At 62.9% G+C, this 13,566-nt stretch carries 14 protein-coding genes; 9 read left to right on the top strand and 5 right to left on the bottom strand.

Translation table 11 applies throughout. From position 1 onward, the window contains the following. The first annotated feature begins 80 nt into the window (after positions 1 to 80). From AC1DX4_RS07470 to AC1DX4_RS07460, 3 genes are all read left to right on the top strand, one after another. The gene (locus tag AC1DX4_RS07470; RefSeq protein ID WP_477219692.1) at positions 81 to 674 is read left to right on the top strand and encodes a biotin transporter BioY; all 594 of its coding nucleotides are present in this window, start codon (positions 81 to 83) and stop codon (positions 672 to 674) included. Further along, positions 671 to 1,108: a DUF1284 domain-containing protein gene (locus AC1DX4_RS07465; protein ID WP_477219691.1), complete on the top strand. Its 438-nt coding sequence runs from the start codon at positions 671 to 673 to the stop codon at positions 1,106 to 1,108. The genes AC1DX4_RS07470 and AC1DX4_RS07465 overlap by 4 nt, the downstream gene beginning before the upstream one ends. Before the next feature lie 183 nt (positions 1,109 to 1,291). Beyond that, a complete protein-coding gene (locus AC1DX4_RS07460) occupies positions 1,292 to 3,067 on the top strand; it encodes a tetratricopeptide repeat protein (RefSeq protein WP_477219690.1) in 1,776 nt (591 codons plus the stop codon). Positions 3,068 to 3,136: 69 nt separating this feature from the next. Here AC1DX4_RS07460 and AC1DX4_RS07455 read toward each other — a convergent pair whose 3' ends face one another. Further along, complete coding sequence (locus AC1DX4_RS07455; protein ID WP_477219689.1) at positions 3,137 to 3,598, bottom strand: N-acetyltransferase family protein; 462 nt, start codon at positions 3,596 to 3,598, stop codon at positions 3,137 to 3,139. A gap of 287 nt (positions 3,599 to 3,885) precedes the next feature. Between AC1DX4_RS07455 and AC1DX4_RS07450 the strand changes: the two genes are divergently transcribed. Beyond that, positions 3,886 to 4,806 (top strand): glycine--tRNA ligase subunit alpha, encoded by a 921-nt coding sequence (locus tag AC1DX4_RS07450; protein WP_171878178.1) that lies wholly within the window; start codon positions 3,886 to 3,888, stop codon positions 4,804 to 4,806. A gap of 3 nt (positions 4,807 to 4,809) precedes the next feature. On the opposite strand, the gene AC1DX4_RS07445 is transcribed toward AC1DX4_RS07450, so the two are convergent. After that, positions 4,810 to 4,986, bottom strand: coding sequence for a hypothetical protein (locus AC1DX4_RS07445; RefSeq protein ID WP_477219688.1), 177 nt, complete (start codon positions 4,984 to 4,986; stop codon positions 4,810 to 4,812). Positions 4,987 to 5,177: 191 nt separating this feature from the next. On the opposite strand from AC1DX4_RS07445, the gene glyS reads away from it, so the two are divergent. After that, the gene (gene glyS, locus AC1DX4_RS07440) at positions 5,178 to 7,556 is read left to right on the top strand and encodes a glycine--tRNA ligase subunit beta (RefSeq protein ID WP_477219687.1); all 2,379 of its coding nucleotides are present in this window, start codon (positions 5,178 to 5,180) and stop codon (positions 7,554 to 7,556) included. Between the two features lie 110 nt (positions 7,557 to 7,666). Further along, the gene (locus tag AC1DX4_RS07435) at positions 7,667 to 8,020 is read left to right on the top strand and encodes an ATPase (protein ID WP_477219686.1); all 354 of its coding nucleotides are present in this window, start codon (positions 7,667 to 7,669) and stop codon (positions 8,018 to 8,020) included. Between the two features lie 78 nt (positions 8,021 to 8,098). Here the strand turns inward: AC1DX4_RS07435 and AC1DX4_RS07430 are convergent, their stop codons facing one another. Both AC1DX4_RS07430 and AC1DX4_RS07425 read right to left on the bottom strand, forming a co-directional pair. After that, positions 8,099 to 8,488, bottom strand: a complete 390-nt coding sequence (locus AC1DX4_RS07430) for a hypothetical protein (RefSeq protein WP_477219685.1) — start codon at positions 8,486 to 8,488, stop codon at positions 8,099 to 8,101. A 197-nt stretch (positions 8,489 to 8,685) separates the two neighbouring features. Then, positions 8,686 to 9,129 carry a hypothetical protein gene (locus AC1DX4_RS07425; protein ID WP_477219684.1) on the bottom strand — a complete coding sequence of 148 codons (444 nt, stop codon included), beginning with the start codon at positions 9,127 to 9,129 and terminating at the stop codon, positions 8,686 to 8,688. Positions 9,130 to 9,306: 177 nt separating this feature from the next. On the opposite strand from AC1DX4_RS07425, the gene AC1DX4_RS07420 reads away from it, so the two are divergent. The 3 genes from AC1DX4_RS07420 to AC1DX4_RS07410 all read left to right on the top strand — a co-directional run bounded on the left by AC1DX4_RS07420 (position 9,307) and on the right by AC1DX4_RS07410 (position 12,472). Further along, positions 9,307 to 10,281, top strand: coding sequence for an L-threonylcarbamoyladenylate synthase (locus AC1DX4_RS07420; RefSeq protein ID WP_477219683.1), 975 nt, complete (start codon positions 9,307 to 9,309; stop codon positions 10,279 to 10,281). 9 nt (positions 10,282 to 10,290) lie between these two features. Then, a complete protein-coding gene (locus tag AC1DX4_RS07415) occupies positions 10,291 to 11,721 on the top strand; it encodes an FAD-binding oxidoreductase (protein ID WP_477219682.1) in 1,431 nt (476 codons plus the stop codon). A gap of 184 nt (positions 11,722 to 11,905) precedes the next feature. Further along, on the top strand, positions 11,906 to 12,472 hold the full coding sequence (locus AC1DX4_RS07410) for a DUF6101 family protein (protein ID WP_027041425.1): 567 nt from the start codon (positions 11,906 to 11,908) through the stop codon (positions 12,470 to 12,472). 97 nt (positions 12,473 to 12,569) lie between these two features. On the opposite strand, the gene ubiA is transcribed toward AC1DX4_RS07410, so the two are convergent. Continuing rightward, positions 12,570 to 13,553: a 4-hydroxybenzoate octaprenyltransferase gene (ubiA, locus tag AC1DX4_RS07405; RefSeq protein WP_477219794.1), complete on the bottom strand. Its 984-nt coding sequence runs from the start codon at positions 13,551 to 13,553 to the stop codon at positions 12,570 to 12,572. Positions 13,554 to 13,566: the final 13 nt, after the last annotated feature.

Raw genomic sequence — 13,566 nt, 5'->3', positions numbered from 1 at the left:
TATGTCAGCGAAAATGTGGATTCGATAATAGATCGAAGGCAGAAATTATCTATAATTTGAAATCGACCGAAGGAATCCTCATGACAGACATCGCATTCACGTCCAGCAAGCCGTCCTTCAGCCCGCTCCGGCTCCAGGATCGCTCGCTCGCCTGGCAGGCCGGCGCCGTCGTGCTCGGTACGCTGTTCCTGGCGCTGTCATCTTACATCGAAGTGCCGATGGTGCCGGTTCCCATCACCATGCAGACCTTCGCCGTAACGCTGATTGGTGCGCTCTATGGTTGGCGGCTTGGCGCCATCACCATCGCCGCGTGGCTGGTCGAGGGCGCTGTCGGCTTTCCGGTTCTGTCCGGGGGGGCCGCCGGCGTAGTGCATTTCGTCGGGCCGACGGGCGGTTATCTCTTCGCTTTCCCGGTTGTCGGCGCGCTGGTCGGCTGGCTGGCAGAACGCGGCTGGAATGGCAACAGCGTCGTGCTCGCCTTCATTGCCATGCTGCTCGGCAATCTGGCCTGTCTGGTGCTGGGAACCGCATGGCTCGCGGTCATGATTGGAACCGAACAGGCCATTACCTTTGGCTTCCTGCCGTTCATCGTCGGCGGCTTGCTCAAGTCGGCGCTCGGTGCGGCGACACTGATGGCGCTTCGCGGCGGCAAGGCAAAGCCGGCCAATCCGTGACGATCAGGCTGCGCGCCCATCACCTCCTTTGCCTGCTCACCTATGTGGGCAAGGGATACAGCCCTGCTTTCACCGCCAACTATGATGGGATCGCGGAGCGCCTGAGCCGGGGCGAGGACATTCTCCTCGTTTCCGGTCCAGACGACATCTGCGCGCCTTTGCTCGACGAGCCGGAACCGCATTGTCTCAACGAGAGCGTCGTTGAACGGGACGGGCTTGCTGCACGCGATGTCGGGGATCTCTTGGACCGGCCAATCCAGGCCGGCATCCGCCTCGATCTCGATGCGGCAATCCTGGCGCGGATGCGACAGGCGTTTTCCGTTGGCGGCGTACGCAAGGCTTGCGGCGGCTGCGAGTGGAACGAGCTGTGCAGCACGATAGCGGCCGGTGGCTTTCCCGACACGAAGGTGCAGCGACCCGCCGTGCCGTGCTGACCTTGACGCCGGCCTTTCCGTGATCGAATGTCCCCTTCAGCCATGGTTTGTTAATCGGCTGACCCGATTGTGAATTTCAGGCGGATTGAAGCGCGACCCCAAAAAGGCCATGCTTTGCCCGGAAAGATCGAGTCTACGTCGATCCCGCTGATGCGGAGATGGCGCCTGGCTGAAAGGGATACGATGCAGCAAGGACGTGCGCGCTGGCTGACAAGGCTGGCAATTGTGACGGGCATGGCGATTTCGGCTTTGCCAGCCTATGCCAAGCAATCCACCGAACCGGTCAAGATCTCGTCGTTCTCGGGCGCCTATCTGGCTGCCCGGATCGCGGAAGGCGACAACGACCTCGACAGCGCCATCGCTTACTACAAGCAGGCTTTGGCCTTTAATCCGAGCGACATCGCCCTGCAGCAGAGCCTGATGCTGTCGCTGATCGCGCAAGGCCGCTTCGACGAATCCCTGGTCTATGCCGACAAGCTCAAGGAAGTGCCCGATGTCGAGCGCTTCTCGCGTCTGGCGCTGGCGGCTGATTCCTTCCACAAGAAGGATTTCACCAAGGCGCAGTACTGGCTAAAGCTGTCGCTGGAATCCGATCTCGACCGCCTGATCTCGGGCGTCATGTCCGGCTGGGCCGAACAGGGTGCCGGCCAGGCCAGCGATGCGATGGCGTCGATCGACAAGCTTCAGGGGCCGGACTGGTTCGGCCTGTTCAAATCCTTCCACCGCGCCCTGATCGCCGACGCCTCCAACATGCCTGAAAAGGCCGAGGCGATCTACGCCGCGACGATGCAGGATACCACCGCTGGCGGTGCCGCGCCCGAGACCTGGATGCGCAATGCCCAGGCCTACGCCTCGTTCCTGGCCCGCAAGGGCGACAAGGCCAAGGCAATCTCGGTGCTCGACCAGGCCGAAACGTTTTCGCCGGGCAAACTGGAAATCGTCGCCCTGCGCGACAGGATCGCCAAGGGCGACAAGATCGCGCCCTTCGTTTCCGGTCCGTCCGACGGTGCTTCCGAAATCCTGCTCGATCTCGCCACCGCGCTCAACCGTGGCGGCGGCGAGCCGTTCGTCCGCCTTTACCTGCAATATGCCCTGGCGCTCAGGCCTGACAGCGATGCGGCTCTTGTGCAACTCGCCGCCGTCGCCGAACAGCTGAAGGACGGCGAGGGCGCCATCGCGCTCTATCGACGCATCCCTGATTCTTCGCCGCTGAAGGAGCTTTCGGACCTGCAGCTTGGCCTCAACCTTGCCGATCTCGACCGCCATGATGAGGCGATCACCCATCTGAAGGCCTTTGTCGAGGCTCATCCCGACGACATGCGCGCCTATCTGGCGCTTGGCGGGGTCTATTCCTCGAAGGACGATTTCCGTTCGGCCGCCAATCTCTACGACAAGGCCGTCGAGGTGCTGAAGACGCCGACCGCGGCCAACTGGAACATCTTCTACCAGCGCGGCATCGCCTATGAGCGGCTGAAGGAATGGCCGAAGGCCGAGCCGAATTTCCGCCGGGCGCTGGAGCTGCAGCCAGACCAGCCGCAGGTGCTGAACTATCTCGGCTATTCCTGGGTCGACATGAATACGAACCTCAAGGAAGGCCTGGCGATGATCCAGAAGGCCGTCGATCTCAGGCCGAGCGACGGTTACATCGTCGATTCGCTGGGTTGGGCCTATTTCCGCATGGGCAGGTTCGATGACTCCGTGCGCGAGATGGAGCGCGCCGTGTCGCTGAAGCCGGAAGATCCGGTTCTCAACGACCATCTCGGCGACGCCTACTGGCGCGTCGGCCGCAAGCTGGAAGCGACCTTCCAGTGGAACCAGGCCCGCGACCTGAAGCCCGATCCCGATGTGCTGGCCACCTTGCAGCAGAAGCTATTGAAGGGCCTGCCGCCGATCGAGTCCAACACGGCGCAGGAAACCCCGAAGGTCAAGCCCGAGCCGGTGCCTGCCCCGAAGGGGTGAAATCGGCTTGTTTGGAATGCGGACGGGGCTCTTTCGGAGCCCCGTTTTCGTTTGGAGGGCGCGCCGTCCTCAAAATAATTTGCGATAGACGACGAAGCCGGAGCGTTCGCCGACCTTGTCGTAGAGCTTCATTGCCGTGTCATTGGTCTCGTGCGTCAGCCAGTACACTCGCCCGGAGCCGGCTGCCTGGGCGCGCTCATAGACGCTTTCGATCAGCGCCCGGCCGATGCCTTTCCCCCGCGACGCCTGCCTGGTGAAAAGGTCCTGCAAATAGCAATTCGGCGCGATCGCCGTCGTGCTGCGGTGGAAGAGATAGTGCACGAGGCCGAGCAGTTGGCCGTCGCTTTCGGCAACCAGCGCATGCACCGGCTCATAGGCATCGAAGAAGCGCGACCATGTCATCGCGGTGATCTCGCTCGCCAGCGCCGTCTCGCCGGAGCGGCCATAAAATGCGTTGTAGCCGTCCCACAGCGGCAGCCATCGGTCGAAATCCTGTCGCGTGACCGGGCGGACGATGATGGAATTGGACATGACTGGACCTGTCGTCGTTGCTGTGGGCTGCAGGGGACGAAGCAGACCGCAGCCTCCCGAGGTCGGCAATGGGCCAGTTCCCGGCAAAACCTTCAACGTTGCGCGGCACCCTTACGGCGGCAGCATCCCACGCGCCTTGCTTGACGCTTCGCCGCCGTGTCTCTAGGACGTGCCGCAAGAGCATGATCCCGAAAAGTGGGTACCGGTTTTCGGAAAGATCATGCTCAAAGGACAGGCTCTAGCCTTTGCTGTCGAGGCCACCCGTGACGATTGAACTTCCCGCCCATATGCACCCCAGCCGCTCGTTCCAGGGGCTGATCCTGACCTTGCACAATTACTGGGCGGCCTATGGTTGCGTCATCCTCCAGCCCTACGACATGGAGGTAGGCGCCGGCACGTTTCACCCGGCAACGACGCTGCGTGCGCTCGGCCCCCGGCGCTGGAACGCCGCCTACGTCCAGCCCTCGCGCCGTCCCAAGGATGGCCGCTATGGCGAGAACCCGAACCGGTTGCAGCATTATTACCAGTATCAGGTGATCCTGAAGCCGAACCCGCCGAACCTGCAGGAGCTCTATCTCGGCTCGCTCCAGGCGATCGGCGTCGATCCGCTGCTGCATGACATCCGTTTTGTCGAGGACGACTGGGAGAGCCCGACGCTGGGCGCCTGGGGGCTTGGCTGGGAATGCTGGTGCGACGGCATGGAAGTGTCGCAGTTCACCTATTTCCAGCAGGTATGCGGCATCGAATGCGCGCCGGTGGCGGGCGAACTGACCTACGGGCTGGAGCGGCTGGCCATGTATGTGCAAGGTGTCGACAACATCTACGACCTCAACTTCAACGGCCGTGAAGGTGCCGAAAAGGTCACCTATGGCGACGTCTTCCTGCAGGCCGAGCAGGAATATTCGCGCCACAATTTCGAATATGCCAACACGGCGATGCTGCTCAGGCATTTCGAAGACGCTGAGGCCGAGTGCAAGGCGCTGCTCGATGCCGGCGCGCCGGCGTCGAACGACAATCTGCCGATGCACAAGATGGTTTTCCCCGCCTATGACCAGTGCATCAAGGCCAGCCATGTCTTCAATCTGCTTGACGCGCGCGGCGTGATCTCGGTCACCGAGCGGCAAAGCTACATCCTGCGGGTGCGCAATCTGGCGAAGGCCTGCGGCGAGGCGTTTTTGAAGACGCAGGCGGGTGGATTGGCGGCCTGAGCTTCAGGCACCTTTCATCAATTCGAGGGAAGCGTTGATCGGCGACAGGATCTGGCCGTTCTGCCCTGCCATCGTCCGCAGCGCCTGTCTTACACCCGGCATCGAGAAGGCACCGTGGACCTGAGCGGTGAAGCAGGCGCTGAGCGCGAGGATCTGCAGAAGTCTGGATGCCGTTTTCATGATCGTTCAGCCAAGTGTTCCCTGCCTGAGCGTGTGTCGCTTCAGCGCTGCGTTCGGTTCATGGAAATCTTTGATCCAAGGACGGGTGGGGTCGCCGCGTCCCGACAGGGCGGTCAAAATTTCTGGAAAGGGTGACAGCGGCCAGCCGAGTTGCTATGCCGCGCTCACCATTGTCGCGTGAGCCTCAACCAATGCCTGACCTGCTTCTAGAACTCCGCTCGGAAGAGATTCCCGCCCGCATGCAGCGCAAGGCGGCGGGTGATCTGAGGAAGATGCTGACCGACGGTCTGGTCGAGGCAGGGCTGACCTACGAGGCGGCGCGCGAGTACTGGACGCCGCGGCGTCTGACGCTCGATATCAGGGGTCTCACGGCACGCTCCAAAGATATAAGCGAAGAGATCAAAGGGCCGTCGACGACAGCGCCCGAGCAGGCGGTACAGGGCTTCCTGCGCAAGGCCGGCCTGTCTTCTGTCGCCGAGGCGCATGTCCATTCCGACCCGAAGAAGGGCGACTTCTATGTCGCCCACATTTCGAAGCCGGGCAGGGCGGCCGAAGCGATCGTCGCCGAACTGGTGCCTGGCATCATCCGCAATTTTCCCTGGCCGAAATCGATGCGCTGGGGGCCGGCCTCGGCCAAGCCGGGCTCGCTGCGCTGGGTGCGGCCGCTGCAATCGATCCTGTGCACCTTCGGCCCGGAGACCGAGGAGCCTGTCGTGGTCGATTTCGAGATCGACGGCATCCGCGCCGGCAACATCACCTACGGCCACCGCTTCCTCGCACCGGGCGAAATCACCGTGCGTCGCTTCGACGATTATGTGAGCAAGCTGGAGGCCGCCAAGGTCGTGCTCGACGCCGACCGCCGCAAGGAGATCATCCTCGCCGACGCCCGCAATCTTGCTTTCGCCAACGGGCTCGACCTGGTCGAGGACGAAGGCTTGTTGGAAGAGGTGTCCGGACTGGTCGAATGGCCTGTCGTGCTGATGGGCGAGTTCGAGCAGGCATTCCTCGCCATTCCGGCCGAGGTGATCCGGCTGACCATCCGCGCCAACCAGAAGTGCTTTGTCACGCGCCCGCAGGGTGAAGGCGAGGCGTTGTCCAACCGCTTCATCCTCACCGCCAACATCGAAGCCAGGGACGGCGGCAAGGAGATCGCGCACGGCAACGGCAAGGTGGTGCGCGCCCGCCTGTCCGACGCGCTCTATTTCTGGACGACGGACCAGGGTGATCTGCCCGATCTCGGCCAGCTCGAAGCATCGGCTGCAAAATTCGGGCTCGATCTGAAAAAGCCGCTCGACCAGCGCGTGGCCCGGCTCGACCATCTCAATGTGACCTTCCATGCCAAGCTCGGCACGCAGGGCGAGCGGGTGGAGCGGATCAGGCGATTGGCGGAGGATCTGGCGCCGATCGTCGGCGCTGACCCGGCGCTCGCCGCTCGCGCAGCCGTTCTCGCCAAAGCCGATCTCACCACCGAAGTGGTCGGCGAGTTCCCCGAATTGCAAGGCACCATGGGCCGCAAATACGCGCTGCTCCAGGGCGAACACCCATCCGTGGCCGCTGCCATTGAGGAACACTACAAGCCGCAGGGCCCGTCAGATTATGTGCCGAGCGATCCCGTGTCGGTCGCTGTCGCGCTCGCCGACAAGCTGGATACGCTGGTCGGCTTCTGGGCCATCGATGAAAAGCCGACGGGGTCGAAGGACCCGTATGCTCTGCGCCGTGCCGCGCTGGGTGTGGTGAGGATCGTTCTGGAAAACAAGCTCAAGCTTTCGTTGGGCATTGCCATTGCGGCCGCGGTCTCATCGGCTCTCGCCGTATACGAACAAAAAGGCGATGGCGCTGAGAGCCGTGGCGTCGTCGCGATGCTCGATTCCCGCATTCGCGACTACAAGGGGGCAAGCCAGCTGTTGTCCGAAGCTGGCTTGATCTCCAATTTGTTGAAAGGCGGGCTGGCCAACGCAAGTGCAGAAACTTTTGGCTCCGCCGATCAAGAGCGAGAGTTTTTCGATGGCCAGCGTCTGATGGAGCTCAATGCATCGCTGTCGCCATTCATCGCCGACCTCGTTGCATTCTTCCACGACCGCCTCAAAGTCTACCTCCGCGACCAGGGCGCGCGCCACGACCTGATCGATGCCGTCATCACGCCGCAGTCCGACGACCTCCTGCAGATCGTCCGCCGCGTCGAAGCGCTGGGCTCCTTCCTCGATACCGAGGACGGCAAGAACCTGCTCGCCGGGACCAAGCGTGCGGCCAACATTCTGGCTGCAGAGGAGAAGAAGAAAACGGCGGTCGCCGAAACCGTTGAGCCGGCTCTATTCAAGGAGAATGCCGAGAAAACGCTGTTTGCGGCGGTGAATCAGGCCGAGAAGCAAGCCGGCGAAGCGATTCATAACGAAGACTTTTCCGCTGCCATGCTGGCGCTTAGCGTGTTGCGCGAACCAGTTGATTCATTCTTTGAGGGTGTTCTCGTGAATGATGAGGACTTGTCCGTACGTGCCAACCGTCTGGCGCTGCTCGCCCGCATTCGTGCGGCCACTGGTCAAGTTGCGGATTTCGCAAAAATCGCCGGTTGAGAGCCCAGGAAAAATATCTGCGAGCCGGCCGTTCGAGCCGGCTTACAGTCATATGACGATGATCTCTCCGTGGCAAAAGGGACATGTTCCCCAACCCAACGGAGGCTTCCATGAATTCCGATCACGAAATCGAAGTGACTGAAGAAACCTCGGCTCCTGTCGAGGCGCTTGAAACCGCTTCCGAAACCGCCCTCGATCATGCCGCCGCCGCTACGGTCGAAGCCGCCGATCAGTCTGATGACGAGGACGGCGACGAAGAAGAAGGCGACGACGAAGACGGTGAAGAGTCCGACGAAGACGATGCTGAAGCCGCCACGCTCTCGGGCGATGACGGCGAAGATGAGGACGAAGACGAAGACGACGCCGATGATGCCCTAAAGGCTGAAGGCGATGACGCTGAAGGCGAAGAAGAATCCGAAGACGGCGAGTCCGAAGAGGACGACGACAAGGAAAAAGCAGTCTGAATTTCAATCTGGTTCTGTCGAAAAAAGAGGGCGGCGCATCAGCGCCGCCCTCTTTTTTGTTCCCGGAGCCTTACGGGATCAGTTCTCCAGGATGCTGACGCGCACGCTGTCCTCGTAGACGTCGACCTGGATCAGCGGTTCGCCATTGACGATGGCGCGCTTGGTCGAGGAACTCATCGCGCCGGGACGCTCCAGCATGCGCTGCAGATCGGCGCGCTGGTCGTTGGTCCTGAACCAGGCATCCGCCTCATCGTCGCTGTCGCGGCGATGGAACTTGTGCCAGTTGGCGCGGTCCTGCCGCACCATCTGCGCGGCGCTGTCCAGCGCATAGCCGTCGCTCGCCTGATGATCGCGATCGGAAATGCGCGCGACATAGGATCCCAGCATGTCATCGGCTTGCGCAGCACTGGCGCCCAGCAACGACGCCAGCAGAAGCCCGGCGACGGTAACGGTCTTGGATATTCTCATGATCACCCCCCTTTGAACGACGAAACCCGTTTGCCAGAGCCGCCCCTTTGCCTGAATCGCCTTTGCCCGAATCGCTTGGCCAAATTCAGGCGGCAGAGTTGAGCAGCCAGATAGGCCAGGACGAGCTCGCGCGACAATGGTGCGCCGGGCGCCGTCAAGCTGTCAACGATCTGGCCAGTCCGTCCGTTCGCTGACCGCTACTTGACCTTGCCGACCCCGGGAACGGGCGCTGTCGGTGCAGGTGCCGGCGCGGCCGGCTTCTTCTGTGTGCCCGGCGCCGGAGCCGCCGAGGCGGTCGCCTGGGCTGGAGCAGGAGCAGCGGTGGTGGCCGCGGCCGGTGCCTTGCCTTGCGTCGGTGTCGAGAAGTCGCCGCCGACGACGCCGCCACGAATGATCATCGGGCCTGGCATGAAACCGTGCCGTGGCTCAGGCGCGTTGGGGATTGCCGCCACCTTCTCATAGGTAACGTCCGGCTCACCGAGCGCAACGACGGACAACACATCGCTTGCCTTGATATCGGCTGCCTTCAGCATGAGGATGGAGGGCGTCTCGGCCGGCGGGCCGGGAAAGATGAGGGACGAGGCCTGAGCTCCGCCACTCAACGCCGCCAGGGTGATCCCCAGCAAGATACGCACAGACACGATGACCACTCCCCTTTGCCCAAGCCCGGATGGTAGCGGACCGGAATTGATACCGGCTTTCGCGGAAACATAGCATTTTAGGAATTGATAAATCGCCAAGACCCTCTCTTGCCGAACAGCCGGCTTGCCCAACAGCCGCCATCGTACTACGCAGCCGCCATCTGCGAGGTGACGAGAGTGGCTGAGATACTTGCCGTTGGCGACGCGTTGGAGCGGGCGCTGGCACTGCTCCAGGACGGCGATGTCGTCGCTATCCCGACGGAAACCGTCTACGGGCTTGCCGGCGACGCCACCAATGGCATCGGCGTGGCGCGCATTTTCGAAGCCAAGGGTCGGCCGCGCTTCAACCCGCTGATCGCCCATGTCGCCGACATGGACATGGCCGAGCGCATCGCTGTCTTTGATCCGCTGTCGAGGAAACTGGCGCTGGCCTTCTGGCCGGGTCCTCTGACGCTGGTGCTGCCGCAGCGGTTAGGCAACGGCATTCATCCGCTGGTCACCGCCGGGCTCGATACGATCGCCTTGCGCATGCCGAGGGGTTTTGGCGGCGACCTCATAGCAAAACTCGGCCGTCCGCTTGCCGCACCCAGCGCCAATTCATCCGGCAAGATCAGCGCGACGACGGCGCAAGCGGTGGCGGCCGATCTCGGCGCCCGCATCAAGCTGGTGGTGGATGGCGGCGCGACGCCGGTCGGACTGGAATCGACCATCGTCAAGGCCGAAGGCGAAGGACTGCGCCTGCTCCGGCCCGGCGGCATTGCCGCCGAGGAGATCGAAGCGGCCATCGGCATGGCTCTGTTGCGCGGCGGAGGGGCGGGGGTCGAGGCGCCGGGCATGCTTGCCTCGCACTATGCGCCAGGTGCCGCGATGCGGCTCAATGCCGGTACGGTTGGCAAGGACGAAGCGTTGCTCGGCTTCGGCGGCCAGCGGGCTGAAGGCTGGCACCATGCGGCTGCCTTTCGCAATTTGTCGGTATCTGGCGATCTGCGCGAAGCCGCGAGCAATCTTTTCGCCTATATGCAGGATCTCGATGGCAGCGGCGCGCGCACCATCGCGGTCGAGAAAATTCCCTTCGATGGGCTTGGCGAGGCCATCAACGACCGGCTCTCGCGTGCCGCCGCCCCTCGTGACAACACTGAGCCCACACCGTAGTTTTCCCACATGACCGAAATTCCAAAGACACTCGACCCCGCTCTGATCGACCGTTTCGCGGCGATCGTCGGGGAAAAATACGCGCTGCGCGACCAGCAGGACATCGCGCCTTATCTCATCGAACGGCGCGGACTCTGGCACGGCGCGACATCGCTGGTGCTGCGGCCGGGCAGTGTCGACGAGGTCAGCCGGATCATGCGGCTGGCGACCGAGACCGGAACGCCCATCGTGCCGCAAAGCGGCAACACCGGTCTGGTCGGCGCCCAGGTGCCGGACAGATCCGGCCGCGAGGTCATCCTGTCCTTGTCGCGGCTGAACCGTATTCGCGAGATCGATGTCCTGTCCAACACGGTGACGGTCGAGGCCGGCGTCATCCTGCAGACGCTGCAGGAGGCGGCTGATGCCGCCGACCGGCTGTTTCCGCTGACGCTCGCCGCGCAAGGCTCCTGCCAGATCGGCGGCAACCTTTCTTCCAATGCCGGCGGCACCGGCGTGCTTGCCTATGGCAATGCGCGCGAACTCTGCCTCGGCGTCGAAGTGGTGCTGCCGACCGGCGAGGTGTTCGACGATCTGCGCAAGCTGAAGAAGGACAACACCGGCTACGATTTGAAGAATCTGTTCGTCGGTGCCGAAGGCACGCTCGGCATCATCACCGCCGCTGTCTTGAAGCTCTTCCCGAGGCCGAAGGGCAGGGAGGTCGCTTTTGCCGGCATGTCGTCGCCCAAGGCGGCGCTGTCGCTCTTTACCTTGGCGATGGACCGGGCCGGCGCCTCGCTCACCGCTTTCGAGCTGATCGGTAAAAGGCCTTACGACTTCACGCTGAAGCATGGCCAAGGCATCACGCGGCCGCTGGCCGATGATTGGCCATGGTATGTGCTGATGCAGGTCTCTTCAGGACGTTCCGAGGAAGACGGCAGGGCGCTGATCGAGGAGATTCTGGGCGAAGCGCTCGAGCAAGGTATCATCAGCGACGCAGTAGTCTCGGCAAGCCTTGCCCAGGGCGACGCTTTCTGGAATTTCCGCGAGACGCTGCCCGAGTGCCAGAAGCCCGAGGGCGCTTCGATCAAGCACGACATCTCGGTGCCGACAGCCGCGATCCCGGAGTTCATCGACAAGGCGGCCGGCGTGGTGGAAGGGGTCTGCCCCGGCGCCCGCGTGGTCTGCTTCGGCCATATGGGCGATGGCAATCTCCATTATAACATCTCGCGGCCCGTCGACGGCGACGACGAGGCGTTTCTCGCCCTCTATCATCCCATGAACAAGGCCGTGCACGATGTCGTGCGGTCCTTCCATGGATCGATCTCGGCCGAGCACGGTATCGGCCAGTTGAAGCGCGACGAACTGATCGCCACCGCGCCGCCAATGGCCATCGATCTGATGCGCAGGGTAAAAGCGGCCTTCGATCCGGCCGGCATCATGAATCCCGGTAAGGTTATCTGATCCTTTCAACATCTTGTGGTCGGTGGCATTCCGATAACCATCCCTGAGATCAGCAAAATTTAACCGACTTTCTTAAGCGCGGCGGTAAGGAGCCCGCGCTACTGTTTCCCCATAACGAGGCCGGGAAAACTGGCCCGGAGAGAACCGGACACCGGCTCTCAGGAGACAGACAGGAAGGCACTCTATGAACACTGGACTGAAGCCAGTCTGGGCGGGACGCAACATGCGCCTCGACCCATTCCGCCTGCCGCAGGTGGTTAGCTACGCCACGCGCGACGACTATGGCGACGTGACGTTCACCATCGACCACCGCGGCGCCGTGATCCGTCGCCTGCTCGAGATGAGCGGCGTGCCGGCGATCATCGCACTGCCTGCCAATGCGTTCCGCGGCGTTGCCGCCCGCGCAATGGAGGATCCGGATGGCAATGTCACGGTGACCCTGGAACTCCTGCACAACGATCCGATGCTGTCGGTGCCGTTGCTGGTGGCAGACGATCTCGAAGACGTCGCCGCCGACTGGCGCGCCTGGGCCGATGCCTACCGTCTGCCGATGCTCCTCATTGAATCGGACGGCGTTGCCCGCACCCTGGAAGAATCGCTTGGCGCCGCCATCAAGACGCTGCCGCCGCAGGATCGCCGCAAGGGCCGTGTTTCCAACACACGCCGTCCTCGCTTCCTCGCCCGCCGCAGGGCCGGCAACCTCGGTCTCAGGCTGGTCATCGACGGCCAGGAGATCATTTCAAGGGAGTGAGAAACTGTTCGCGTAGCGAACGAAAAGCCAATTGCTTGGCTTTTCGAGCTTCGAACGCCCTGAGCCTGCGAAGGGCCAGGGCGTGGAAAAAGGGCCGCTAGACCAGCGGCTTCAGCGCCACCCACAATGCGCCGCCAAGCAGGCCAAGGAAGATCAGCCAGCCGACCTGGTTGTTCGACCGGAACAGCCGCAGGCATTGGTCGGGATCGTTGATATCCAGAACCGCGATCTGCCGGGCCATATGGGCGCCGGCGGCGATCAGTCCGGCGAGCGCCACCACCGGCGCCTGCGCCGACGCGAAGGCGATGGCGAAGCAGATCAGCGTGCCGCCATAAAGCCCGGCCAGCCACGCTTTGGTGTTGTCGCCGAACAGCCGTGCCGTAGAGCGCACGCCGACAATGGCGTCATCTTCCTTATCCTGATGCGCATAGATCGTGTCGTAGCCGATCACCCACAGGATCGAGCCGATGTAGAGCATCACGGCGGGGCCATCGAGATCGCCGAACTCGACCGCCCATCCCATCAGCGCGCCCCAGGAAAAGGCAAGGCCGAGAAACAATTGCGGCCAGTTGGTTATCCGCTTCATGAATGGATAGATGGCGACGATCGCCAGCGAGCAGATGCCGAGCAGAATGGCGAAGCTGTTGAACTGCAGGAGCACGGCAAGGCCGACCAGGGCTTGCAGCACAAGAAACAGCCAGGCCCGCCGGCGCGTGGTCTGGCCTGACGGCAGCGGCCGTGAGCGGGTGCGTTCGACCTGGTTGTCGATGCCCTCGTCGACGATGTCGTTGTAGGTGCAGCCGGCGCCGCGCATGGCGATGGCGCCGACCAGGAACAGCACGAGATACCATGGCGCCGGCAGCAGCGAGAGCAGCGGGTCGCCGGGGCGCGGATAGGCGCTCGCGGCGAGTGCGGCCGACCACCAGCATGGCCACAAAAGCAATTGCCAGCCGATCGGCCTGTCCCATCGCGCAAGCTGCGCATAGGGCCAGATCGAGCGTGGCAGCACGCGGTAGACCCAATGGCCGTTCGGCGCATCGGCAACACGGCCCTGGGCGGCTTTCGACTGGATCGGTTCCATGCCCATGGAGTGG

Source organism: Mesorhizobium sp. P3_A8 (assembly GCF_056402995.1).
This window is presented reverse-complemented; position numbering and strand designations above follow the sequence as displayed.